Raw genomic sequence first — 24,577 nt, forward strand, 5'->3', positions numbered from 1 at the left:
TTGCTGTTTTGCCAGGCTACCCAGGCGCAGCCGGCGAAAGCACCCTGTCGCCAGTCATGACCGGCCGTTGGTTGCGGTTACGCCTGGCCGCCGTAGAATCGTGGCCCGCGTCACACTAAGCTGGAACAGGGGACTCTCGACACATGCTGAACATTCCGTTTCGCTCCAAGCGAAACATCGCCGCCTGCCTGGGCGCCGCCGTTTTCTTTGCTATCAGTGTGTACGCAGCTGCGTTGCAAGAGCCGGAATGGCTGCAACGGTTATTCATTTCAGCGTTGATGATCTGCACCTTGGGTGCATTGATCTTTGCCTTTGCCCGTATCGCCATGGCGCTGGTGGTCAGCGGCGGCCTGTTCCTGGCGTTGAAATTTCTTTCCGTGCTCAAGCTGCGCTATCTCGATTCACCGCTGATCGCGGCGGATTTCTACTACTACGCGCGCAGCAGCCTGGTGGAGACCTTGCGGCATTACCCGCACCTGTTCGCCTTGTGCCTGGGGCTGTGCATATCGGTGCCGCTGGTGCTGTGGCTGGCATGGCGCTGGGATAAGCGCCTGTTCGCCGGCATGGGCCAGCGCCGCATGTTGATGCTGCGCATCGGCGGCAGCTTGCTTGGCGCTTGCGCTTTCTGGGTTTGCCTGTTGCCCAGCGGTCCGTTTGCCCAGGCGCATTCGAAAGATGTCTGGGACAAATTGTCCGACGATGCGCAGCTGACCAATTTCTTCATCAATATGCGCGACTCGCAGGTGCGCCTGCCGCCGCGCTCCAGCGATGCCATCGCCGAGCAGAACTGGGCCGATACCGCACGTGGCCGCCCCGGCAGCTTGCCGCCGCCGTACCCGGACATCGTGCAGGTGCTCGAAGAAAGCACCTTTGACCCGTCGATTTACACCCAATGCACGATTCCCGAATGCAAGGTATCGCTGTTTCAGCCGGATGCGCGCACCCGCGCCAGCGGCATGTTGCGCGTGCATACCTGGGGCGGCGGTACCTGGGTAAGCGAGTTTGCCGCCCTGGTCGGGATGCCGCAGGACATCTTCGGCTCCGGCGGCATGTACGCGCCCTTCGTGCTGGCCCCGCATGTGGCCGATTCGCTGCCGCGCCAGTTGCAGCGGCTGGGGTATTTGACGGTCGGCATCTTTCCTACCAATGGCAATTTTCTCAATGGCCGCAATGCCTATCAGGCCTATGGCGTCGATCAGGTCTACGATGCGCCGCAGCTTGGCCTGGTGGAGTGGGAAGAGACCGATACGCAGATGTTCCAGGCGGCCAAGCGCATCTACGACAAGGTGAAAAAGCCGGGGCAGCCGGTTTTCATCATGGTGCTGACCTTGCAGCAGCACGGGCCGCACGATATGGATCCGTTGTCGAGCCTGCCGGCGCCTTTCAATCGCGGTTTGCTGCCGAAGCTGCCCACCCGCCTGGGCCTGAATCTCAGTGCTTATCTGGCGAACTTGCAACAGTCCGATCAAGCCATGCGCGGGCTGGAGAAAGATTTTCTGGATCGCGAGCAGCCGACGGTGTTGATGCATTTTGGCGATCACCAGCCATCGTTCAGCGGCCTGATTCGCGGGATGCCGCGCACGCTGTCGGCGGAGCAGGAGCCGTACCGGAACTATCTGACGTATTTCATGCTGAAGAGTAATTTTGCGGGGGCGCAGTTACCGCATTACTCGACGCTGGATATCGCTTATCTGCCTAGCATGGTGTTGCAGGCGGCGGGGTTGCCGGCGGATCCGTATTTTTCGGCGGCTACGGTGTTGCGGGATCGTTGTGGGGGGCTTTATAACGATTGTGCGGTGCCGGGGTTGTTGGATAGCTATCACGCTTGGATTTTTAATCGGTTGCATGTTTATCAGTGATGGGTGGGGGCTGCTCTGCGCTCCACTTTTAAGTGGTTGGGCTTTTCGCTTGTTGGTTGTGTTGTCGTGACCTGGCTCGCCTGCGGCGGGCTTTCGGCCTCCTGCCGGAGGCCGAGTCACTTTTCTTTGCGTGGCCAAAGAAAAGTAACCCAAAGAAAGGCCAACCCCGCTTGTCGCCCTACGGGTGCGTGAGGTCTGGCCGGGCTTTTCGCCAGGGCATCCTGCCCTGGCGAAAAGGCATGGGCATCCTTGCCCATGCCCCTGCGGGCCTGGTCGTCCAGCCCTCACCGACGCACAGGGGCCTTTGACGTCAAAAGCCAAAAGCCAGAATCGTGGTAGGTGGCGGTGGGGTGAATGAGCTGTGATGTTTGCGCTGATTTTCAGCCTTGCGGCTTTGGCCCCTCCCCTACGTGTAGGGGGAGGTTGGGAGGGGGTACGTCGGGGCTCAGTGGCGCTCGGGTTTTGCCAGGTCGAAATAAGTCCAGCGTTTGCCATCGGATTCGAGCTGTTTGAGTTGCGGCACAAAGCTGCGGCGGCAGCCGCTGACTCGCTCTTCACGAACCAGTTCCGATGATGCGGTGAGCGCATCCGTCTCATAAATATCCATTCGCGATGGATGTCCGTGGTGAACATTCTTTCAGTAACCATCGGTAAGGAGATCGTAGTCATGCCGAAGACCTCAAAGTACGCGTGCTCGACCAAGCTCGTTATGGCTTTGGCCATGATCGGCATGTCGAACGTCATTTACGCCCAGCAAGCCGATACTTGGATATCCACCCATACGCAGGCATTCATTCCAGCGGCCGCCAACGGTGCCGCGGCTTTGTCCGCGCCGTCGTTGAGAGACGACTTGCGCTTGGCAAGCCAGCAGGCATCTGCGTTGCCTGGAGATACGACGCTAGCGATCACCGTCACGTTGAATATTCGCGATGAGGCAGGGTTGAACGACTTCGTGCAAGCCGTCAGCAATCCGGCGGACTCGCGCTATAGAAAATTCCTGAAACCAGGACAATTCGCCAAGCAATACGCGCCTACCGCCGAAGCGGTGGCAAAGGTGGTGGCCTATTTGCGACGTGCGGGATTGACCGACATCACGGTCAGTCGAAGTCGCCTGCTTGTTTCGGCGCGAGGCAGTTCCGCTGCTGTGGCGAGCGCGTTTCATACCCGCTTGTTGCAGTTCAACTATCGCGGCCGGGACGTTTTCGCCAACGCCGGCGCGGCGCAGGTGCCCGCTGAACTGGGGGGCATCGTGCAATCGGTGTTTGGTTTGCAGAACGTGTCGGAATTCCGGCATCGGCGCCATGCATGATCCCACCGAGTTCGCCACCATCTACCACGTGGGTGACACACCTGCCGCCACCGACACCATGGTCGGGATTATCGCGGCAGGGGATCTGACTCAGGTCGAGCAGAACCTGGATGATTTCGTAAGCCAGCACCAGTTGGATGCGCCTGCCGTGCACGTGGTCAATGCGGGCCCCGCGGGTAGCCCCTATGAGAACGACGACGCGGGCAACGGCGAATGGTCGATGGATAGCCAGACCATTATCGGAGTCAGCGGTGGCGTGAAGGGTTTGATCTTCTACGCCGCGCCCGATAACGGTCAGGAAGTAAGGCCGGTCACTCCGGAAAATATCATTTATGCCTACGATCGGGCGGTGGGCGACGACGTGGTGAAGGTGATCAGCGATTCGGCTGGCGGGGACTCGGAGGACTACTACAAGTCAGAGGGCTACCTCGACGCCGCCAACGTACTGTTCAAGCAGGCGGTGGCGCAGGGGCAGACGATTTCGGTCGGCTCAGGCGATGACGGCGCCTACGACAGTGTTTATGACGGGATCAATCCCAAGAGCCCGACTGATTATTCTGTGGACGGTGAAGCCGCGTCGCCTTATGTCGTCGCCGTAGGCGGCACCACGCTTTACACCAATGGCACCACTTACAGCAGCGAAACGGCCTGGAGCAGCACGGGCGGTGGGGTGAGCAAGTACGAAGCGATACCTGCCTGGCAGACTTCCGTACTCGGCTCTTCGGCGACCAAGCGAGGGCTTCCGGATGTGGCCTTCGACGCTGATCCCAGTTCGGGTGTCCTGGTGGACCTGGGCGGATTCAGCGAGCCGATCGGTGGCACCAGTTTGTCGGCACCGATTTTCGCGGCGCTCTGGGCTCGGCTGGAAACCGCGCATGCCAATCAATTGGGTTTTGCGGCGCCATGGCTTTACCGGTACATCGCCAAGAATCCAGTGGTGGTCCATGACGTGGTCGAGGGCAATAACGGCCAGAACGGTTATGGCTATTCGGCCAAGCGGGGCTGGGACTATGTCAGTGGCTGGGGCAGTCTGGACGTCCAGGCGTTTAATCGGTTGTTGCCGGTTGTTGCTAACTAGAGATGGCAGATAGGGAAGGGGAGTGCCGCAGGCTGGCACTCCCTGAGTTAGGCGGCGTGGCCTGTTGCGGCTTCGTTATCGGGGTCGCAACGGGTGTTGCTGCATGCCGGTGGGGGGTGTTGTCGCGGGTTGTCGCCTGCGGCGTGTTTCGGACCCCTTCCGGGGTTCGAGTCACTTTTCTTTGCGTGGCCAAAGAAAAGTAACCCAAAGAAAGGCCAACCCCGCTTGTCGCCCTTCGGGTGCGTGAGGGCTGGCCGGGCTTTTCGACAGGGCTTCCTGCCCTGGCGAAAAGGCATCGACGTCCATGTCGATGCCCCTGCGGGCCTTTTCGTCCAGCCCTCACCGACGCACAGGGGGCCCTGATGTCAAAGGCAAAAACAAGAGCAACGGCAACGGCAACATCAGGAGCAGGTGTGGTGTTCGCGTTGATTCTCAGACTTGCCGCTTTGGCCCCTCCCCTGCGACCAAAGGGAGTCCCCTTTTTGGGACTGGCAGGGGGAGGTTGGGAGGGGGTACGTCGGGGCTCAGTGGCGCTCGGGTTTCGCCAGGTCGAAGTACGTCCAGCGCTTGCCATCGGACTCAAGCTGCTTGAGTTGCAGGACGAAGCTGTAGCTGGTGGCGGGCAGGGGGCTGCCGTCGATGCGTTGGGTGGTGAGGCCGGTGGCGGGTTGGCTGGGGCGCAGTTCGGCGGGCTGCACGTGGTAGGCCTCGAGCGGCTGGGCGAGCGGGCCGGTGAGGGCTTCGTGGAGTACGCGGCCTTGCGCGCGCGGCAGGGGCAGGTTCAATAGCGCGGCGATGGTGGGGGCGACGTCGACGTTGCCGCTGGGCAGGCTGTCGCGGAAGCCGTTGCGGAAGCCGGGGCCGTTGGCGAGCAGGGTGTTGTGTACGTCGATCGGGCTGAAGCTGCCGTGTTCGCCGCGCTCGTTGCTCATGCTGGCGTATTCGGTGCCGCGAAAACCCTGGATCACGGCATCGGCATCCCAGGCGTAGCTGAGGATGATGTCCGGGCCGCGTGCGGCGTTTTCGAGATGCACGTTCTCCGCCGGCAAGGTGCCGGGGATATTGCCGTAGCGTTTGGCGACGAAGATCGCGCCGATGTATTCGCGTGATTGCAGGAAGCGCACCGTGCGCTTCACCACTTCGGCATCGTGTTCGGGCTGGTAGAGGTATTCGGTACCGCCGTTGGAGGCGATCACCAGTGCGCCCTTGGGTAGGGTTTCCGGCAGTTTGTAGCTTGGCGTGGTGTATGCGGCGGGTTTGCCGCAGAGGTGGCCATCGTCGTCGTAACGGCTGGATATCAGTTGTGAGCCGTCGGCGCGCAAGCCGTTCATCACCGGCGCGTAAATGCAGCCGGTGCCGTCGAAGGCGCTGATGCCGCCCTTGCTCAGTGCATCGGCCAGGCGCACCGCGCCGGAGGTGGAATAGCCCCAGTCGTTATCGACATTGCTGACGCGGCCATCATTGAGCTGGCGCAGCGGAAACAGATCGCGCGGGCCGGCGATATTGCTGTGGCCGTGGTCGGAGACCACGATGATATTGGTGTCTTGATCCATGCCCAGCGCTTTCAGCTTCGCTTGCAGCTGACCGAGCACTGCGTCCTGCGCTTTCAGCGCCAGATGGAACTCCGGCGAGCCGACGCCGTACATGTGCTGGGTGGTATCGGGATTGCGCAGCCACACCACACTGAGATCAGGGCGATGTTTGGGCAGCACCTGCTCCAGATAAACCTTCATCATCCAGGCGTTCGACGCGGCCGGGGTGGTGTCGGCCGCGGCCGTGGCATCGGAGGTCACGCCGTCTTTCAGCGTCAGCATCTTGCCTTGTTCGGTCGGCGAATCGTTGTCTTCGCGCAAGCTCAGCTGGCTGCTGTTATAGGTGGTCGCGGTGTGCGCGGGCAGCGGGTAACCGGCTTGCTGCAACTCTTTGGCAAAGCTCAGCGGCAGTACGGTGTTCTCATCGAGCAACAGGCCGCCTTCTTTGTAGTCCTGCAAAAACGCCGGGCCGGATTTACCGATCACCACCGTTTTCAGGCCGGCTTTTTGCGCGGCGGCGAACAGCGTCGGCAACTCCAGCAGCTCGTGTTTGTAGTGCGCGTCGAGATCGCGCAGCACTTGGTAATCCTCGGTGAAGATCGGCGCCTGGAACTCCACGGCCTGGCCTTTGGCATCCAGCCCGGTGCTGCCGGGCGCCCAGAAGCGATTGCCGTAGAAGCCCAGCGGCCCCGGGAAAGCACCGGTGGCGAACGACGATGCGTTGGCCATGGTGAAGGTCGGATAGGTCGAGTGATTGTCTTCGAAATAGCTGCCGTTCTGGCTTAGCGCAAGCAGGTTGGGCGTGTCCTCGGCACTGATCGCATCCGGCCGCATGCCGTCCCATACAAACAGGATCACCCGATGCGCAGGCGCGGCGAATACCGCTGGCGCCGACATAGTGGCGAAAAGGGTGGCACAGGCAAGCAGGCGCATCGTGCGCCGGAAAGGACGGGACATGCAAAAGCCTCGGATCATCGCGCGGGTGAACCACACATGCTGAGCAATGCATGTTGCAGTTTGGTGTCTAGCGCGGATTGGGCTCACGTTGACTTCTTCGCGCCTTTGCTCTTGCTTTCGACGGTGGCGCTACGTGCGGTGATTTTGCGGGTTTCCTGCCGCATGATTTCGATCCAGCGAGTCAGATAGTCGTGGATCGTTTCCATTTGCTCGACGCTGTAGCGCTTGGTCATCGTTCGCGATTGATCGGCGATCGACTCATAGATCGGCATCAGCGCTTGCAGCTGTGGCGAGTGTTTCAGTTGCAGCAGCACTTTGCGGCGATCTTGCTCGGAGCGTTCGCGCAGCACCAGCTCGGCGCGTTCCAATCGATCGATCGCGGCGGTGATGGCGCCGGTGGTCAGGCCAGTTTCGCGCGCCAGATCCCCGGGTGTCTGAGCGACCCCGCGCTGGATGTAATCGAGACATTTCATGTCGGTGGCCGAGACCCCGGCGAGCGAGGCGATGGCCTGGTGGAACAGGATCGTACGGGCGCTGAACTCGCGCCCGATATCGGTGCTGAGCGCTTGTTCCAGGCGATTTTTACGGGCGGCTTGTTCTTTCATCCGCTTACGCTATCATTATCTCAATTATCAAGATATTTAATAAATGAGATAGCTATGGCTAAGCGAGTGGCGGTGGTGGGTGGCGGCATCGCGGGGCCGGTGCTGGCGATCTTCTTGCGTCAGGCCGGCTTCGAGGTGACGGTTTATGAGGCGCTGGCGATGCCAAGCGAGCAGGGCGGCGGCATTGGTCTCGGCTGCAATGGCATGCGCGTGCTGCGTGCCGCCGGGTTGGAGGATGCCGTGCGCGCGGCCAGCGTGCGCCAGCACGGTTGGAGCATGCAAAGCCAGCGCGGGCGGCGTCTGGTAGAGGTTTGCGTGGATGAGCAGGCGCGCTACGGCATCACCTCCGTGCTGATGGCACGCACAGCGCTACAAGCCATTTGCTCGCAGGGCATGCAGTTCGCCGGGGCCTCGATACGCTATGCAAAACGCGTGACGGCGATCGAGGACCAGGAAGGCCAGCCGGTAGTGTTGCGCTTTGAGGATGGCAGTCACGCCGAGGCGGATATGGTCGTGGCGGCCGACGGCATCCGTTCCAGCGTGCGGCAGCTGATCATGCCCGACGCGCCGGGGCCGGTTTACACCGGGCTGATTGCGCCGGGTGGTTTCAGTCCTTGCGTGTCGAAGGAGGCTTTTGCGGCGGGCGCCGGCAAAAGTATTCAGATGACCTTGGGCCAGCGCGGTTTCTTTGGCATGGCCGATGTATTGACCCCGGCCGGGCCGCGCACCATGTGGTGGAGTACGGCAGAAGGTCCGCTGCCGGATCGCGAGGCCGATCGGCGGCTGACCCTGCAGGATCGCAAAGCCGCCTTGCTACGCATTCATGGCGACTGGCCGCAGCCGATTGCGCAATTGATCGAAAGCACCGAAGAGATTCTTCCGTTCGCGATTCACGATGTGCCCAGCCTGCCTTCGTGGAGTAAAGGCCGGGTACTTTTGATCGGTGATGCGGCCCATGCAGTAGCGCCGCATTCGGGACAAGGTGCATCCATGGCGCTGGAAGATGCGCAAATGCTGGCGAAACTGTTACGTGAAAACAGTGACGACGTGCCTGCCGTCTTCGCTCGTTTCGAGCGCGAGCGCCGCCCGCGCACCGATCGGGTCATTGCGCTCGGCCGCCAGCGCGGTGCGCAGAAACACAGCCGTTCATTACTGGCCTACTGGGCACGGATATCGATGATGCGGCTGTTGTTGCCGATCTTTGCGCGGCGGCCGGAAGACTGGCTATTCGACTATCGTGTCGAATAGCCGTCCAAACCTCAGTCGTACGACGTGGCTATGCCGCCGATCCAGGTCTCGCGCACGGTCAGATCGTCGTCGAGTATCGCGAAATCGGCGCGCTGCCCAGCCACCAGGTGACCTTGCGTACGCTCCAGCCCAATCCATGCGGCCGGATAACTGCTGGCCATGCGCGAGGCTTCGGCCAGCGGCAGGCCAAGCATGTTGACGGCGTTGCGCACGGCGCTGGCCATGTCCAGGGCGGAGCCGGCGAGTACGCCGTCGTCGCTTTGGCAAACGCCATCGCGGGCGACGATGGTCTGGCCGTTGAGCACGTAGTCGGGACGATCGGCGCCGACTGGCGGCATCGCATCGGTGACCAGCACGCTCTTGCCGCGCGCCTTGGCGGCAATGGCGATGCGCAAGGCCACCGGGTCGACATGATGGCCGTCGACGATCAGGCCGCACCAGCTATGCGGATCGTCCAGCGCGGCGCCGACCACGCCGGGTTCGCGGCTGCCCAGTGGGGTCATCGCGTTATACAGATGGGTAAAGCCGCGGATGCCGGCGTCGAGCGCAGTGCGGGTGGTGGCGTAGTCGGCTGCGGTATGGCCGGCGACCACGATCACCCCGGCGGCATTGAGCTGGCGGATAGCATCCAGCGGCACCCGCTCAGGCGCCAGGGTCAGCATCACCACGCCGCGGTTACCGACAGTAAGCGCGGCCAGATCATCGGCGGTGGGCTGGCGGAACAGATGAGCATCGTGAATGCCTTTGCGCGCGGTGGCCAGAAAAGGGCCTTCGACGTGGATGCCGAGCACGCCGGGCACGCCTTCCTCGATCGCTGCGTTGACGGCGGCCAGCGCGGCGAACATCACCTCGGCCGTATCGGTAATCAGCGTGGGCAGAAAGCCGGTGGTACCGAACTTGCGATGCGCCGCGGCAATGCCGCGCAGGGTTTCAACGGTGGGCGCGGCGTTGAACAGCAAGCCGCCGCCACCGTTGACCTGCACGTCGATAAAGCCCGGCAGCAACAAACGGCCTTGCAGGTCGTGCTGTTGAGCGTTGGCTACACGCGGGTCGTCGGCTGCGGCGATGGCGACACTGCGCTCGCCTTTCACCAGTACGGCCAAGCCTTCGCGTGGGCCGTGATCACCGAGTACGCGGCCATTGACCAGGGCCAGTAGCGGTTGCGTCGTCATTACATGGTCTCCGTGACCTTGCGCAGGTGCGGCGGTACATCAGGATCATAGCCGCGTGCCAGCGACAGCGCGCTGGCCGCGCGATAAAAACTTTGCACCGCCAGCAACGGCGTCACGATCGGCGCGATGTTGTTCGGCAGGGGCAAGGCGTCGGCAGCATCGGAGCCCGGCGCGGCCAGCCATACGCGTGCGCCACGGCTACGGAATTCATTCGCCACCGCCACGGTGTTGTCCTGGGTGCCATCGTCCTGGGCGAAGAACAGCACCGGGAAACCATCGCCGACCAGCGCCATCGGGCCGTGCTTTACTTCCGCCGCGCTAAAGGCCTCGGCGTGCAGGCCACAGGTTTCCTTGAGCTTGAGCGCCGCTTCCAGCGCCGCGCCAAAACCGTAGCCGCGGCCCACCACGAACAGGCTTTGCGCACCGCGCAAGCCCTTGGTCAGCGCGCTCCAGTCGGCATCCCAGCCGCGGCGCAAATCATCCGGCAGGCGGGTGATCACCGCATGCAGCTCGGCATCGTTGCTCCAGTGCGCGGTCAATTGCAGGATCGCCGCCAGCGTTGCCAGATAACTTTTTGTCGCTGCCACGCTGCGCTCAGGGCCGGCGCGCAACGGAATCACCGTATCGGCCAGCGCGGCCAGCGGGGAGTCCTCGACATTGACCATCGCCAGCACCATCGCACCGGCGTCTTTGGCCGCCTGTGCACTGCGTAGCAGGTCCGGGCTTTTGCCCGATTGCGAAATGGCAATGAACAAGGCGCCGTCGAGATGCAGATCCGCATCGTAAATCGACGAGATCGACGGCGAGGCCGAGGCGGTGATCAAGCCCAGCCGGGTTTCGAAAACATATTTGGCATAAGCCGCGGCATGGTCAGAGCTGCCGCGCGCGCAGGTGACAATAAAGCGCGGTGGCTGCGCGCGCAGGCGCTCGCCCAGCGCGGCAAGCAAGGCGGCATTCTCACTGAGTTGGCGTTCGACCACGGCGGCGGTTTCCATCGCCTCGCGGTACATCAAGGTGTCACTGGCTGCTTTCATAAAACTCTCAAAGGGAAGTGCATCTGCTGGGCGAGGCGCGTGGCGCACTCAGCCTTTTTTGGGTGTGGAACCGCGTGGCGGCGAGGTAGACCCGCGCACCACCAGTTCGGGAGTAAAGCCTTCGTTGGCGAGCGTGTTGTCGGCGCCGTTGCTCTTGCGTTGCAGCTCATCCATCAAGCGCAGTGCGGCGTGGCGGCCGATTTCACCGGTGGACTGGCGCGCCGTGGTCAGCGCTGGCCAGGCCTGTTTGGAGAATGGATTGTCTTCGAAGCCGGCGATGGATAGATCCCACGGCACATCCAGCCCGGCCGAACGCGCGGCCGCCAGCACGCCGGCGGCGATCTCGTCGTTGCTGCCGAAAATCGCCGTGGGTGGTTCTTTCAGGGCGAGCAATTTGCGCGCGCGGCGAAAGCCGTCGTCAAACGCGTAGTTGCCCGGCAGCACGAATTTCTTGTTGATGGTGATGCCGTAATCCTTCATGGCATTCGAATAACCCTGGTAGCGCTCGGGGCTGGAGCGATGATGCGGCTCGCCCCACAGAAAACCGATACGCGTATGGCCGAGCTGGATCAAATGTTCGGTAATCGCATAGGCCGCGTCGCGGTCATCCACATAGACGCAAGGCGAGCCGTCCTGCGGGTCGTCACGCGAGGCGATAATGCGCACAAAGCAAATATCTTGTGCCTTAAGCGTGGCGATCAGTTCATCTTGCTCGGACATCGGCGGGGCCAGCACCAGACCGGCCAGGCGCGAGCGCGACACCAGGCTGGACAGCTCTTCGGCCAGGTCTGCCGCCGAGCTGTCGCAAGGGTGAATCTGCAAGCCAAAGCCGCGTTCGCGGCAGGCCGACAACACCCCCTCTTGCATGCTGATGACGTAGTGCGCGTTCGGGTTGTCGTAAACCAGCCCGATCGCATACGCATGGGTGCTGCGCAACCCGCGTGCCGCCGGGTTGGGACGATAACCGAGCGCCTCGATGGCGCGCTCCACTTTCTCGCGCGTGTCGGTACGCACCGATGCTTCCCGGTTGATCACCCGGGAGACGGTTTTCAGCGAGACGCCGGAGCGTTTGGCGACATCCTTAATAGTGGGGCTTGGCAACGATTCAAACTCCGGCAGATCGAAGGGCGGACAGCATAGCCTCGCAGATCGGGGCCCACTGAACGACATCAGTGTCAGCTGATTCCATGGGAAGTAACTCAGTTGCTCGGATGTTGGCCTACCCGATGGCCGCGCAGGCCGAAGTACAGGATGTAGAGATAGCAAGGCACCATCAGCAGCAAAAAGACCAGTTGGAAGTTGAAGTGTTCTTTCAGATGCACATACAGCTGCGGCACGATCGCGCCACCGGCGATGCCCATGATAAGCAGGGCCGAGCCAAACTCGGTAAAGCGGCCCAGCCCTTTGATCGCCAGCGGAAAGATCGCCGGCCACATCATCGCGTTGGCAAAGCCCAGCGCAGCGACGAACGCCACCGAGAAATAACCCTGGGTGAAGTAGGCGCCGATGGTGAACAGCACGCCGAGTATCGCCGACACCGCCAGGTAGCTTTGTTGCGAAATGATGCGCGGGATAAGCGCCAGGCCAGCTAGGTAACCCGCCAGCATGGCGAGCAAGGTGTAAGTGGTGAAATGCGCGGTCTCGCCTTTGGACAAGCCGAAGCTTTGGCCGTAGGTGCCAATGGCGTCACCGGCCATCACCTCCACGCCGACATACAAAAACAGGCACAGCACACCCAGCCACAAATGCGGAAAGCTGAAAATGCTGCCCTTGTCGTGGCCGATATCATGCTCGCTGTTGGCGCCGGCCGGTTTGATTTCCGGCAGTGACGAACGCAACACCCAGATCGCCAGCAACACCAACAAGCCGGCCATCACCATATAAGGCATATGCACCTTGGCGGCGAAGGTATTGAGCAAGGCCTCGCGCGCTTCGGGCGACGGTGCCGCCTTCACTTGTTGATCGAAGGAGTCGATGCCGCTGAGTACCAGCGCGCCAAACACGATCGGCGCCAATGCGCCGGCGATCTTGTTGCAAATACCCATGAACGCGATGCGCTGCGCGGCGCTGTCGATCGGGCCGAGAATGCTGATGTACGGGTTCGATGCGGTTTGCAGCAAGGCCAGCCCCGCGCCGATCACGAACAAGCCCGTCAATGCGCCCGGATAGATCCGCATGGTCACGAATTGGCCAAACAGCACCGCCCCCAATGCCATCACGAATAAGCCAAACGCCATGCCTTTTTTCATGCCGGTGCGCTTGAGCACGGCAGAAGAGGGCAGGGCGAGGAAAAAGTAAGAAAGATAAAACGCCATCGGCACCAGGAAAGCGTTCACGTCATCCAGGCTAAAGGCCAGTTTGACGAAGGTGATCAGTGGCCCGTTAAGCCAGGTGACAAAGCCGAAGATGAAAAACAGTACGCCGATGATAAGCATCGGCACCAGGCTCGATGTGCGTGATTCGTCGGCGGTAAGCGTGCTGGACGACATGATGATGAAACTCCCCGCAATGCTTGGATGGTGCAGCTCTAATGTGGACGGGCTGATGACCGAAATGGTCGCTGGACCGTGATATCCCCGGGCCGTTTATCCGCGCTAACTAGCAACGTTGTCAATTGTTGTCCTTCCGTCGGTCAGCGGGGAGGCCTTTGGGCGGCCGTTCTTGTCCACTCGTTTTGCCGCGCCATGGCGCATTGTTGCGCTGCAAAACGCGCCTGTTTTGACCCTTCCATTTGTCCTGTTGACAACGTTGTCATCCCTTCCCAGACTCCGGCTCCCAATGGGGTCACGTTTACAAGAACGTGACGGGGATGTGACGGGGGAGTGAGCGTGGCGGACGTGGCTAACCACAGCAGCGCGAGAAGGGCGGCAACGGCGGATGGATTTTTCCTCGCCGCCGACGTCGGCGGCACGCATGCGCGTGTGGGGCTGGTGGCGCAACAGCTTGGCGATGCCCATCCAGTAACCGTGCTCGAGTATCAGCGCTATGCCTGCGCGGACTGGCCCAGCCTTACCGCCGTACTGAAAGATTTTGTCGAACGCATCGGCGTGGCCGGGCAGGTCGATCAATGTGCCGTGGCCAGTGCGGGTTATGTGCTGGGTGACGCCATCGTCAACGACAATCTGCCCTGGCCGGTATCGATTCGCGATATTCGCACCAGCCTCGGCATCGATCGCCTGGCGGTCATCAACGACTTCGAAGCAGTGGCTTATGCCACCCAGTTCCTGACCCGTGCCGACACCGTGCCAATCATCGACACCGATGCGCCGCCGATGGTCGGGCCGGTCTTGGTGATGGGGCCGGGTACCGGCCTGGGTTCGGCGGTGCTGTTGCCGGGCCAGCCGCACGCGACGGTGCTGGCGACCGAGGCCGGGCAAATCACCCTGGCGCCGGGCAATGAGCGCGAAATAGAAATACTGCGCTTGCTGGCGCGGGAGCGCGCCTATGTCTCGTTCGAAGATGCGCTGTCCGGCCCTGGCCTGCGCAATCTGTATCAAGCGATCTGCCATTTGCGTGGAGCTGCCGCCGCCCTGGTTTTGCCCAGCGACATCACCGATGCCGCGGTAGCGCGCAGCGACGAAGCCGCCGTCGAAGCATTGCAGGTGTTTTGCGGATTGCTCGGCAGTTTTGTCGGTGACCTCGCGTTGCTGTACGGCGCGCGCGGCGGTGTTTTTCTCGCTGGCGGCATCCTGCCGCAGATCCGCGAACTGCTGTTGAACAGCAGTTTTACCGAGCGTTTTTTCAATAAGGGCGTGATGCGCCCTTTTTTGAAACAGGTTCCCGTACGGCTGATGGAGCACGGCCAGCTCGGGGTGATCGGCGCCGCCGGCTTGTATCTGGATGGCCGGCCATCCCCCACACGGGAGGGCACTGCGCCAAATAGCTAAGCAACGCGTTTTTTTGTCCTTTGTTTATTGACCTTCATGTCTTGAATAACGGGTGTAAACCCAGCTAGCCAACCGCCAATGTTTCACCCTCGAGGGGAGACCACCATGTCACACCGCAACATGTCGTTTCATCGAACGCTGCTCGCCGCCAGTATCGTTGCCGGCCTTTGTATGTCCGCCACTGCATGGGCCCAGGACAGTGCTCAGGGAAGCACCGCCCAGGACGCCACCCAGCCGGCAAAAGCCAAGACCGCCGCGCAGAAAGCCGAAGAAGCCAAGGCAACTCAGTTGCAGGGCATTACGGTGACCGGTATTCGCGCCAGTCTTGAAAAATCGCTCGACACCAAGCGCAACGCCGATGCCGTGGTCGAGGCGATTACCGCCGAAGACATCGGCAAGTTTCCGAACACCAACGTCGCCGAGGCGATGACCACGATTCCCGGCGTCACCATCGACCGTCAGTTCGGTCAGGGCGACCGCGTCAGCATCGACGGTACCGATCCCAGCCTCAACCTGACTTTCCTCAATGGTCAGCCGATTTCGCAGACGCCATGGCAGTACGGCGCGCAACCCAATCGCGGCTTCGACTTCACCATGCTGGCGCCGGAATTGGTCGGCCGCCTGGAAGTCTATAAATCGCCCGAGGCGCGTTTGCCCGAAGGCAGCCTCGGCGGCACCATCTTGCTGCACACGCTGGAGCCGCTCGACCTGAAGGCGAACACGCTGCGCGGTTCGTTCGGCGTCACCTATAACGATCAGGCCGAGAAGAATCGTCCGGCCGCTTCGTTGCTGTATAGCTGGAAAAACAGCGACAACACCTTCGGCATCATCACCTCGGCACAGCATTTCGAAGAGAAGATCGATCGCCAGGGCCTGGAGATTTTCGGCTACAGCCCGGTGTCCAAGTTCTCCTCCAGTCCGGCTGTGGCCGCCGGTATCGCCAACGGTTCGCTGAACCCGAATGCGCTGGTGCCGAACGAAGTCAACTCGGCCTATTTCCAGCAAGATCGCAAGCGCGACAGCGTCACCCTCGGCATGCAGTTCCGTCCCAACGAGCAGTGGGATGTCGACTTCAACAGCCTGTACGTGCGTGAGAACTTCAACAACTGGAATCAGTCGTTGTATCCGTTCACCAGCGCTACACCGGGCAATATCACCAGCTTCAACCAGGGCGCCAACGGGGTGATCACCGGCGGCCATGTCTGCGGCAACGATAGCCCGGGCTGTCCGGCCATTGCGCAGAACACGTTCGATAGCAACGTACGCAAGTCGATCGTCAAGACGACCGCCTTCGACCTGAAGAGCACCTACCACGGCAACGGCTGGAGCCTGGGTGGCGCGGCCGGCTACAGCAAGGCCGACAACAACGACATGTCGCAGGTAGCGATGGAGCCGGTATACGCCGGCGGCTATACCTGGAACATCCGCAACGGTTTCAGTTTCGATAACCCGCAGGCGGCGAACAACCCGGCCAACTGGCATATGAACGACACCCCAGGCCTGGGTGGCTGGGCGGGCAACTACGGTGTGTTCAAGGCACAGGCCAAAGACACCTATGCGCAGCTCGACTTCACCAAGGATTTCGACGGCTTCATCAATCAGTTGCTGATCGGTGGCCGCTACAACCGCCACGAAGAAAGCATGGAACAGCACGTGTACGGCCCGAATGGCCCGATCTCGCTGGCCAACCTCGGCACCATCGGCAACACCGATACGCTGGGCGCCTTCAACGGTGCATTGGCCGGTTCGGCCAGCCACGTGCAGCCCGATCCGGGCAAGGAATGGGCATGGGTTCGCGCCACCAATGGCGGCAACAATGATCCGGGCTCTTATCTCAACGGTACCTGGAAGATCGTCGAGAAAACGTCTGCGCTGTATGCACAGGTCGACTTCGCCAGCGGCCCGTGGCATGGCAACTTCGGTGCGCGCTATGTGCACACCGCGACCGACGGCAGCGGCTTCAGCTACAGCGGCGTGCCCTTGTACCCGCCGCCGGCCGGCTGGTGGCAGACCAGCTCGAGCACGCATAACGACGTATTGCCGTCGTTGAACGTGGCCTATGACGTCAGCCAGGACCTGCTGCTGCGCTTTGCCGCCGCCAAGGTCATTGCGCGTGCGCCGTACAACATGCAGGTCAGCAACTTGTTCCTCAACGACAGCGTGCTGACCGGCAGCGGCGGCAATGCCAAGCTCAGTCCGTACAAGTCGAACAACTTCTCGCTGTCCGCCGAGTGGTACTTCGCACCGCAGTCGGTGCTGGCGATCACCGGCTTCTACAAGAAGATCAGCAACTACATCTTCGTCGACAGCGCCGTTGAGCAGCATTACAACTCGGCCAAGGACAACGACCCGGCGACCTTTGCCAAGCAAGTGGCGCAAGGCCTGTGCACCGCCGATGGTTTCTGCGGTTATTCGGTCAGCCGTCCGCGCGATACCGGCGCCGGCAAGGTCAAGGGTGCCAGCGTCAGCTATCAGCAGCCGTTTGGCAGCACCGGCTTCGGCCTGACCGCCAGCTACACCTATGCCGACGGCACGCTGGACAGCGGTGGCGCGTTGCCGTACAGCTCGAAGAACTCCTACTCGCTCAGCCCGTACTACGAGAAAGGCCCGTTCAGCGCCCGCCTCAACTACAACTGGCGCAGCAGCTATCTCGCCGGCGGCTACATTGCCGGCGCACCGCCGGCCACCACCGGCAACTACGGTGATCTCGGCGCCTCGCTGGGCTACAAGCTCAACGAACATGTCTTGTTCACCCTCGACGGCATGAATCTGACCAACGAGAAGTACGAGCAATATCTGCAGACCAAGGATCTGCCGGTGGCGACCTACAGCACCGGCCGTCGCTTCATGGCCACCGTCCACGTCAATCTGTAATCGATTTGCGCAAGGCACCCGCCTCCTGTTTGCAGGAGGCGGGTGGTACATCGGTGACGCAGGCATCCGGGGGGACGCTTGCGCTCGCTTCAAGAAGCGTCACGAAGCAGAGCAAGCCATCTCACCCAGGCGCATCGTCTGAGCACGACCGCCCATGACCTCTGAGGGGGTAGTCATGATGCTAGGTAGAACATGGCGCGCGATGGGCATCATCACCGGCTTGTGTTTAGGCGGACCGCTGCATGCACAAGACAGCGGTCAGCAGAGCAGCAGCCCAGGCACCATGAAAACCCATCAGGCCGACAAGGCGATGGTCAAAGAATTCGCCGCCGTTACCGTGGCGGGCATTTGCGAAAGCCTGGCCGCATCGCCGGACACCAAGCGCAACGCCTCTGCCGTGGTCGATTTCAAGTTCTAAGTGTGTGTGTCGAAAGTGCATGTTTTGAGGCCGATGGCTTCACTCCCCACGGACCTGGCCTCGTTCGCCAGGCCCGTTTTTTAATGGATTTTTCTGCTGCGTAAGTTGACCTTGCACAGGATCTTGCCGTACACGACATGCTCAGCTCCCGCGGTATGCGGGAGCGAGCGCCCTGCGTCAGCCTCCCCACTGAAGCACCGAGTTAGAGATCGCCCATGAGCAAGCTTCGCCTTCTTCTATGCATGGCCCTTTACGGCATTGCCGCCTGCGCCGATGCCGCTGGCGCGCAGTCTGCGCCGCTCGCGCTGACTCCCATGCCGGCGCAATGGACCCGTGCCGATGGCCATTTCAACGTCAACGCGCAAACACCCATCATCATCCCCGCTGGTGATGCCGGTGCACGTCGTGCCGCGGATTACCTCGCCGGTCTGGCTGAGCGCACTCGTGGCCTCTCCTTGCAGGTGCAGGACGGGCAGGCCGGCATGCTGGGCATCCGCTTGCAGCGCGATGCGTCCATTGCCAATCGCGAGGGCTACACGCTGGATATCACGCCGCAAGGTATTCGCATCGCAGCGCGTGACGATGCCGGCCTGTTCTATGGCGCGGTCACCCTGTGGCAGTTGCTGACGCCGAACGATCAACGCGGCGAGACGAGCCTGCCCGCGCTGCATATTCGCGATCAGCCGCGTTTCTCATGGCGCGGCATGATGCTCGATTCCTCCCGCCATTTTCAGACGGTGGAAGAAGTCGAAGGCCTGCTTGAGCAGATGGCGCAGCACAAGCTCAACACCTTTCACTGGCATCTCACCGATGACCAGGGTTGGCGCATCGAGATCAAGCGTTATCCCGAGCTGACCAAGATCGGTGCGTGGCGTGACGAGCAGAGCGCCGCCAGCGAGCCATCGCCGCGGCGCTATGGCGGCTTCTACACCCAGGAGCAGATTCGCCAGGTGGTGGCCTATGCCGCCGCGCGGCAGATTACCGTGGTACCCGAGATCGACTTGCCCGGCCATGCGCAAGCGGCGGTGGCCTCGTATCCCGAGCTTGGGGTAACCGGCAAGCGGCCATCGGTGTCGACCGATTGGGGGGTGAACACCTATCTCTATAACGTCGATGACTCGACCCTGCGCTTTGTCGAAAACGTACTCGACGAAGTGATGGCATTGTTCCCGTCTACGTATATCCACCTGGGCGGCGACGAAGCGGTCAAAGATCAGTGGGAAGCTTCTCCAGCCATCCAGGCCAAGATGCGCGCGCTCGGCGTAAAAAACGAGAACGCCTTGCAAAGCTGGTTTATGGGTCAGCTCGGCACTTACCTCAATCAACACGGGCGTCGCCTGCTTGGCTGGGATGAAATTCTCGAGGGTGGTTTGCCGGCCAGCGCCACGGTGATGTCGTGGCGCGGCAGCAAGGGCGCCATCGAGGCGGCCAAGCAGGGTCATGACGTGGTTTTGTCGCCCTCGCCGGACCTGTACTTCGACCATGTGCAAAGCAATCGCGACGACGAATACTCCGGCCGTTTGCCGCCCATCGTGCTGGCAGCAGTCTATGGCTTCGAAGCGGTGCCGAAAGAGCTGAGCGCCGATCAGGCCAAACACGTGCTCGGTCTGCAAGCCAACGTATGGACCGAGCATCTACCCAGTATCGATCACGTACAGCACGCCTTGTTTCCGCGCCTGGATGCGGTGGCCGAGGCGGCATGGTCGCCGGCGTCCCAACGCGACTGGCAGGGTTTTCTTGCCCGGCTTCCGGCGCAATTCGCCCGTTATCGCCAGCAGCACATCCATGTGGCCGATAGCGCTTTCGCCCCGGTGTTCGAGCTTGATCGCAACGCGGCGCTGGTCAGCGGCAAGGCGCAGGTCAGCCTGGGCAATCAAGTGAATCATGGTGTACTGCATTACACCGTCGATGGCAGCACGCCTGACCTGCACTCGCCGCGCTACAGCAAGCCCTTCGAAGTAGTCATGCCCGTGACGCTTAAGGCGGCCACCTTTGCCGGCGATGGCAGCGTGCTGGCCGCGCCGCGACAACGCGTACTGGATGCACCCAGCCTGCTCAGCCGCGCTAGCGACGAACTGGTCAATTGCCCTGGCAGCGATTTCGCCCTGCGCTTGCAGCCGATGCCCGATGCCACCTCGACGGCGCCGGCGTACAACGTCAACATCTTCGACACCTGTCGCTTGTATCGCCAGGCGCGCCTGGACGGTGTCGCGGCGATCCATGTGCAGGTGGTGCGCCTGCAGCGCAACTACGCCCTGGCGCATGATGCCAAGCTGGTGAAGTCACGCCCCGCCAGCACGCCGCATGGTGAATTGCTGGTACGCCAAGACCGCTGCGATGGCCCGTTGCTGGCGACGCTGCCGTTGCCGGGCGACGGCCCGCGCCAATTCAGCCTGGATGGGCCGTCGCTGCCGCGGCAAGGCACGCACGATCTTTGCCTGATCTTTACCGCACCGATCAGCGGGCCGCTGTATGCCATCGACAACATCTCCCTGATCCCGCCAGCAACCCCGCAGGCCGGCCAACCGTGACACGTCGTCTTGCCTCGGTCGATGCACTGCGCGGCTGCACCGTGGCCGCGATGCTGTTGGTCAATGATCCCGGTGACTGGGGTCATGTCTATGCGCCGCTGGAGCACTCGGCCTGGCATGGCTGCACGCCGACCGATCTGGTGTTTCCGTTTTTCCTGTTCGTGGTCGGCGTATCCAGCGCGCTCGGCATCGAGCCGCGCGTCGCGCAAGGTGCAAACCCTGCCGCGCTGACTCGTGCAGCGTTGATTCGCGCCCTGCGCATTGTCGCGCTGGGCCTGACGATCAATGTGCTGGCGTGGCTAATCATGCCCGACGCGCATTTGCGCCTGCCCGGTGTGCTGCAACGTATCGGCCTGTGTTTTGCCGGCACCGCGCTGTTCGCCATTTATACGCGGCCGCGTACCCAGTGGATCGCCATCGTCGCCATCTTGCTCGGCTACTGGGGGCTATTGACGCTGGGCGGCTCGCTGGAGCCATGGATCAACCTGGTCAGCCGCAGCGACAGCGCCTTGTTCGGCCGTTTCGTCTATCAGATCGATCCGCTCAGCGGTCGCGGCCACGATCCCGAAGGCCTGCTTGGTTCACTGCCATCGCTGGCGACCAGCCTGCTTGGCCTATGCGCCGGTCGCTGGCTGCGCGAGAACAAACTCAAGCCGCTGCTGCTTGCCGCCATCGCTGCGCTTGCGCTGGGTGCGCTGTGGTCGCTCGTGCTGCCACTCAATAAAAACCTGTGGACGCCATCTTTCGTGCTCTGGTGCGCCGGCTGGGCCAGCCTGGCGCTGCTGCTGTTTCACTGGCTGATCGACCGGCGCGAATGGCCGGCCTGGGGGCGGCGCTTCGGCGTCAACGCCGTGGCGGCCTATGCCGGTTCCGAACTGATGCAGATTCTGCTGCCCGGACTGGGTTGGCAAGCGCCGCTTTATCAACACGCGTTTGCCGGCTGGATCACCCCGCTGGCCGGCCCTTACATCGCCTCGCTCGCGTTTGCACTGGCCTTTGTCGCGCTGTGGTGGTGCATCGTTTACGTGATGGATCGGCGCCACTGGTACATCAAGCTTTAAGGCCCTGGCCATGCGCTGTCGCCATGCATCGATCAATCCGATGCAAGCCGATGCGCATGTGCCGTTCCCCCGGCCGCCGGTTCAATTCAGCCGATCCAGCAGATCCGCCGCGCCCCTCTTGATGCCGGTTTTGGATGCGCCCAATGCACCCAACGTCACTTTCACATTCATCGCATGGGGATACTGCTTGGCGACATAAGCGCTGAGCAGTTCGCGAGTAGCGTGTTGTTGGGCTTCGCTGCGCTCATCGCCAAGCTACGGCGCGACGGCGTGTCCATAGGTCTGCGATGGCGCGGGCCATCGCATAGGGTGCCGTCTCTGCATGACGGTATGGAAAGGGGGCGTGGATGGAATCGCACCTTATCGTCGGTGCATGTCACCCTGCATCTGTGTTTGTTGCGCCTATAGAGGCCATGCCTCAATGCGGGCACTTGGGCTGCGCATCCGCCGATGGCAGGCGCCAACGCATCCCTGGCACCGATCCGGAACGCGGGTTGTAGCTGATCGCCATCGTGGTCGATCCGCGTCGAATCGGGATATGCATCAGGTTGTCGAAATTTCCGGCGATGGGGATGATGTCGATGGTTTCGGTGATGACATCGCCATCTCGCAAGCCTGCCTTGTCGGCGTTGGAGCCTTTGACGACACCCGACACGGCTTCACCCGCCATCGCGCGTATCGGCTTGGCAAAACCAAGATCGAAGGTGCCGACCTGGGTCGCGCTACCGGTCAGGCATGGATCGAAGGCGCCGGCAGCGGGAAGGATCAGTTGGCCGTCCATCATGTGCTGCCAATCGGTAAGCGCCCATGCGTCCAGCTTGTCTTTCAGCACGGCCGTCCATGTCGCATCGGTGGCCGGGGCGCCGTGTGTGATCCGCTCGCTGGTGGCGTTGACCAGATCAAGCACGGTCAAGGTGGAATGGTGCAGGCGCAGCTTGGCATCGAGGTCGGCGAGATAAAGCGCGCCGCGTGCATAGGGCAGCATCCATGCATTGCGTCCCGACCACATGACCTTGGTTAGCTGCTTGTTGGGCACGTCTCGTAGAGCGTTGGTGTAGTACTCGGCAGCCTCCTCGTTCACCAGATCGAGGTATTGCGGTGCGGTGTAAAGCCCGGCGGCCCAGGGCAGGGTCTTGGAGAAATAATCGGCGGTGCCCTCGGTGTACCAGTCACCTTCGTCGCCAGGTGCATCATCGAGATCCTTCATCAAGCTGTGCACCATTTCGTGTGCCACCAGGCTATGCAGCTCGACGCGTCCCGCATCCATGCCGACAGGCAGATAAAGCAGAAAAGAGCCGTCCGACGATCGGCCGCTATCGACCGGGCCACCGTCATAGGATCGAATCAGAAAACGGTACGGCTGCGATGGCGGTATGCGAAACGCTTTGCGCTCGGCTTCGTATGCGCGGGCGGTCCAGCTGGCGGCGGCTTTCAATTGCGCTTCGGGCAGGCCCAGGGCGTAGACATTGAAGCCATCGCTACGGCCGCTTGGCGAATAGGTGGTTACCGGGCCGGCGAGAAACAGCACGTTGCTCAAGGTGCCGGCATTGAGCTCAGCGGAAAAATCGCCCACGCCGTTCGAAGAAACGGCCATCTGCCCTGCGGGCAACTGCCAATGCACATGCACCTTGAAGACTTCGCTGCGGCTGTCAGGCAATAGCAAAAAGCCTGTGAACGCACCGGAGAGCCCACCGCCAGCGGCTTGCAGATCGATATGCGGGCCGCGTTTGGACGTCTTTGCCGCCGCCACCGGAACCACATAGGCAACGTGCACCGGGCCGCTGGTTGGCCGCGTCGCAGACCAGGTTTGAAAGCTGCCATCGCTGTTCTGTTTTACGACAGGCGGCGCGAGGGCAACCTCGCCCTTGTCGTCGGTCACGTGCAACTGCGTCACTTGATCGCTGGTGCGAAGCAGTGCTGGCGCCAGCGTGTCCAGGGTCAAGGCAAGCTCGCTGGCCGGTGCGCTGGAAGGGGACAAGACGTACTGAACTGAGATGCCGGTAGCGTGGTTGCTGGCATCGACCACCGGCGCCAGCGTCATATCAAGCGCGCGCCGGGCATGGGTGTTGGTCTGCGCGATCACCGCGCCTGTGCAAAACAGGGCAGCGATGGCGACGAAATCGATGAGGCGGCGGTGTGGGTGGTTCATAAACACTCGCGAAGACCGGGCTGTTCCGGTGGGTGATAGGTGAACGGGTCGATCCGGTTTTGAAGTGCGTTGTCACCGAGAAGCTGCTTGCGCCGCGTGCGCGCTGGCTCTGAGTGGTGACTCCAGTCAGCCTTGTACGAGGAGCAGCGCGTTTATCCCAACCTCAGCGCAGCAGGGTGGTATGTGGGGTTCCAACGAAGAGCAAGGGATCTATAACTTATCGATATATCTACAGTTGTTTGAGAGAAGCGTAGGCTGTGCCTTCGCGCTGCCTGGTACGGCGGAGGAAACGGCAAAGCCGGTCCAAGGCGTGAAAACTATGGCGTCCGAGAGATCATGGCAAGCCATCGCCTGGCAGGGGGCGGGATCAGGCAAGGGACGGCCAAGGGTTAGGGCGCCCGTGATGAGCAGGGGGAGACGATAGCGGTACAAAGCGGCGTTCTTGGCACTGCTGGCGCTGGCCGCCTGTCTGGGCGCGATGGCGCTGAAGCCACCTTATTCGGCGCAGCAGACCACGCTGTTCACGGCGTCTGATTACGCCGGGCTGCCGGCAAAGAACCGTCAGGTGCTGGCGCAGGCCGACGAGGATTTCCAGGCGGTGCGCGAAGGCAGAACGCCGGTTCATGCGGTGCTTGGTCGCGCCGCGTCGTTACCTGCCGACGCTGGGCGCACGTTTTATATCGGCCAGGGCTACAAGCTCACAGTGGAGAAAGCTCTTTCTTCCTTTGGTGGGCTGGGCGGCATTACCTATGGACCGATACTGCGCCTGGATCGGCAATTTGCCCTGGGCGACCCGTTGTCGTTCTTCGATCTTCGCGTTTACAGCCCTAAGGACATCGAGCGGCTCTTGCGCTGGTAACCGG

Annotated in this window: 18 protein-coding genes; 10 read left to right on the forward strand and 8 right to left on the reverse strand. The window is 61.8% G+C overall.

The genetic code is table 11. From position 1 onward, the window contains the following. The first annotated feature begins 143 nt into the window (after window positions 1-143). Window positions 144-1,859 (forward strand): sulfatase-like hydrolase/transferase, encoded by a 1,716-nt coding sequence (locus OUZ52_RS00115; RefSeq protein WP_266156276.1) that lies wholly within the window; start codon window positions 144-146, stop codon window positions 1,857-1,859. Between the two features lie 445 nt (window positions 1,860-2,304). Here the strand turns inward: OUZ52_RS00115 and OUZ52_RS00120 are convergent, their stop codons facing one another. Further along, window positions 2,305-2,466, reverse strand: a complete 162-nt coding sequence (locus OUZ52_RS00120) for a hypothetical protein (RefSeq protein WP_266156277.1) — start codon at window positions 2,464-2,466, stop codon at window positions 2,305-2,307. Window positions 2,467-2,481: 15 nt separating this feature from the next. Between OUZ52_RS00120 and OUZ52_RS00125 the strand changes: the two genes are divergently transcribed. Then, window positions 2,482-3,168 carry a protease pro-enzyme activation domain-containing protein gene (locus tag OUZ52_RS00125; protein ID WP_266156278.1) on the forward strand — a complete coding sequence of 229 codons (687 nt, stop codon included), beginning with the start codon at window positions 2,482-2,484 and terminating at the stop codon, window positions 3,166-3,168. Beyond that, window positions 3,161-4,246 (forward strand): S53 family peptidase, encoded by a 1,086-nt coding sequence (locus tag OUZ52_RS00130; protein ID WP_266156279.1) that lies wholly within the window; start codon window positions 3,161-3,163, stop codon window positions 4,244-4,246. The genes OUZ52_RS00125 and OUZ52_RS00130 overlap by 8 nt, the downstream gene beginning before the upstream one ends. A gap of 524 nt (window positions 4,247-4,770) precedes the next feature. Here the strand turns inward: OUZ52_RS00130 and OUZ52_RS00135 are convergent. Both OUZ52_RS00135 and OUZ52_RS00140 read right to left on the reverse strand, forming a co-directional pair. Then, window positions 4,771-6,735 carry an alkaline phosphatase family protein gene (locus OUZ52_RS00135; RefSeq protein ID WP_266156280.1) on the reverse strand — a complete coding sequence of 655 codons (1,965 nt, stop codon included), beginning with the start codon at window positions 6,733-6,735 and terminating at the stop codon, window positions 4,771-4,773. Window positions 6,736-6,818: 83 nt separating this feature from the next. Next, window positions 6,819-7,340, reverse strand: a complete 522-nt coding sequence (locus tag OUZ52_RS00140; RefSeq protein ID WP_266156281.1) for a MarR family winged helix-turn-helix transcriptional regulator — start codon at window positions 7,338-7,340, stop codon at window positions 6,819-6,821. A 54-nt stretch (window positions 7,341-7,394) separates the two neighbouring features. On the opposite strand from OUZ52_RS00140, the gene OUZ52_RS00145 reads away from it, so the two are divergent. Further along, entirely contained in the window at window positions 7,395-8,588 is a 1,194-nt protein-coding gene (locus OUZ52_RS00145; protein WP_266156282.1) for an FAD-dependent oxidoreductase, read from the forward strand. Between the two features lie 11 nt (window positions 8,589-8,599). Here OUZ52_RS00145 and nagA read toward each other — a convergent pair whose 3' ends face one another. From nagA to OUZ52_RS00165, 4 genes are all read right to left on the reverse strand, one after another. Further along, on the reverse strand, window positions 8,600-9,760 hold the full coding sequence (gene nagA / locus OUZ52_RS00150; protein WP_266156283.1) for an N-acetylglucosamine-6-phosphate deacetylase: 1,161 nt from the start codon (window positions 9,758-9,760) through the stop codon (window positions 8,600-8,602). Then, entirely contained in the window at window positions 9,760-10,794 is a 1,035-nt protein-coding gene (locus OUZ52_RS00155; RefSeq protein ID WP_266156284.1) for an SIS domain-containing protein, read from the reverse strand. Before OUZ52_RS00155 ends, nagA begins: the two co-directional genes overlap by 1 nt. Window positions 10,795-10,842: 48 nt before the next feature. Continuing rightward, the gene (locus tag OUZ52_RS00160; RefSeq protein ID WP_266156285.1) at window positions 10,843-11,895 is read right to left on the reverse strand and encodes a LacI family DNA-binding transcriptional regulator; all 1,053 of its coding nucleotides are present in this window, start codon (window positions 11,893-11,895) and stop codon (window positions 10,843-10,845) included. 98 nt (window positions 11,896-11,993) lie between these two features. Continuing rightward, on the reverse strand, window positions 11,994-13,283 hold the full coding sequence (locus tag OUZ52_RS00165; protein WP_266156286.1) for a sugar MFS transporter: 1,290 nt from the start codon (window positions 13,281-13,283) through the stop codon (window positions 11,994-11,996). A 339-nt stretch (window positions 13,284-13,622) separates the two neighbouring features. On the opposite strand from OUZ52_RS00165, the gene glk reads away from it, so the two are divergent. From glk to OUZ52_RS00190, 5 genes are all read left to right on the forward strand, one after another. Further along, window positions 13,623-14,681 (forward strand): glucokinase, encoded by a 1,059-nt coding sequence (gene glk, locus OUZ52_RS00170; protein WP_266156287.1) that lies wholly within the window; start codon window positions 13,623-13,625, stop codon window positions 14,679-14,681. A 120-nt stretch (window positions 14,682-14,801) separates the two neighbouring features. Next, window positions 14,802-17,555 carry a TonB-dependent receptor gene (locus OUZ52_RS00175; protein ID WP_425493742.1) on the forward strand — a complete coding sequence of 918 codons (2,754 nt, stop codon included), beginning with the start codon at window positions 14,802-14,804 and terminating at the stop codon, window positions 17,553-17,555. Window positions 17,556-17,730: 175 nt separating this feature from the next. After that, the gene (locus OUZ52_RS00180; protein WP_266156289.1) at window positions 17,731-17,973 is read left to right on the forward strand and encodes a hypothetical protein; all 243 of its coding nucleotides are present in this window, start codon (window positions 17,731-17,733) and stop codon (window positions 17,971-17,973) included. A 215-nt stretch (window positions 17,974-18,188) separates the two neighbouring features. After that, on the forward strand, window positions 18,189-20,504 hold the full coding sequence (locus OUZ52_RS00185) for a family 20 glycosylhydrolase (protein WP_266156290.1): 2,316 nt from the start codon (window positions 18,189-18,191) through the stop codon (window positions 20,502-20,504). Next, window positions 20,501-21,565, forward strand: a complete 1,065-nt coding sequence (locus tag OUZ52_RS00190) for an acyltransferase family protein (protein ID WP_266156291.1) — start codon at window positions 20,501-20,503, stop codon at window positions 21,563-21,565. The genes OUZ52_RS00185 and OUZ52_RS00190 overlap by 4 nt, the downstream gene beginning before the upstream one ends. Before the next feature lie 418 nt (window positions 21,566-21,983). Here the strand turns inward: OUZ52_RS00190 and OUZ52_RS00195 are convergent, their stop codons facing one another. Then, entirely contained in the window at window positions 21,984-23,714 is a 1,731-nt protein-coding gene (locus tag OUZ52_RS00195; RefSeq protein ID WP_266156292.1) for a M61 metallopeptidase family protein, read from the reverse strand. A gap of 442 nt (window positions 23,715-24,156) precedes the next feature. Here OUZ52_RS00195 and OUZ52_RS00200 point away from each other — a divergent pair, with 442 nt between their 5' ends. Further along, window positions 24,157-24,573 carry a hypothetical protein gene (locus OUZ52_RS00200; RefSeq protein ID WP_266156293.1) on the forward strand — a complete coding sequence of 139 codons (417 nt, stop codon included), beginning with the start codon at window positions 24,157-24,159 and terminating at the stop codon, window positions 24,571-24,573. Window positions 24,574-24,577 lie beyond the last annotated feature (4 nt).

It is taken from the genome of Dyella silvatica (assembly GCF_026283955.1).
Classification (GTDB): domain Bacteria; phylum Pseudomonadota; class Gammaproteobacteria; order Xanthomonadales; family Rhodanobacteraceae; genus Dyella_C; species Dyella_C silvatica.

Bases quoted from the DNA above. Each gene is read 5' to 3' on its own strand.
- OUZ52_RS00115 (WP_266156276.1), top strand. From the start codon at position 144: ATGCTGAACATTCCGTTTCGCTCCAAGCGAAACATCGCCGCCTGCCTG.
- OUZ52_RS00120 (WP_266156277.1), bottom strand. From the start codon at position 2,466: ATGGATATTTATGAGACGGATGCGCTCACCGCATCATCGGAACTGGTT.
- OUZ52_RS00130 (WP_266156279.1), top strand. From the start codon at position 3,161: ATGCATGATCCCACCGAGTTCGCCACCATCTACCACGTGGGTGACACA.
- OUZ52_RS00135 (WP_266156280.1), bottom strand. From the start codon at position 6,735: ATGTCCCGTCCTTTCCGGCGCACGATGCGCCTGCTTGCCTGTGCCACC.
- OUZ52_RS00140 (WP_266156281.1), bottom strand. From the start codon at position 7,340: ATGAAAGAACAAGCCGCCCGTAAAAATCGCCTGGAACAAGCGCTCAGC.
- OUZ52_RS00145 (WP_266156282.1), top strand. From the start codon at position 7,395: ATGGCTAAGCGAGTGGCGGTGGTGGGTGGCGGCATCGCGGGGCCGGTG.
- nagA (WP_266156283.1), bottom strand. From the start codon at position 9,760: ATGACGACGCAACCGCTACTGGCCCTGGTCAATGGCCGCGTACTCGGT.
- OUZ52_RS00155 (WP_266156284.1), bottom strand. From the start codon at position 10,794: ATGAAAGCAGCCAGTGACACCTTGATGTACCGCGAGGCGATGGAAACC.
- OUZ52_RS00165 (WP_266156286.1), bottom strand. From the start codon at position 13,283: ATGTCGTCCAGCACGCTTACCGCCGACGAATCACGCACATCGAGCCTG.
- OUZ52_RS00175 (WP_425493742.1), top strand. From the start codon at position 14,802: ATGTCGTTTCATCGAACGCTGCTCGCCGCCAGTATCGTTGCCGGCCTT.
- OUZ52_RS00180 (WP_266156289.1), top strand. From the start codon at position 17,731: ATGATGCTAGGTAGAACATGGCGCGCGATGGGCATCATCACCGGCTTG.
- OUZ52_RS00185 (WP_266156290.1), top strand. From the start codon at position 18,189: ATGAGCAAGCTTCGCCTTCTTCTATGCATGGCCCTTTACGGCATTGCC.
- OUZ52_RS00195 (WP_266156292.1), bottom strand. From the start codon at position 23,714: ATGAACCACCCACACCGCCGCCTCATCGATTTCGTCGCCATCGCTGCC.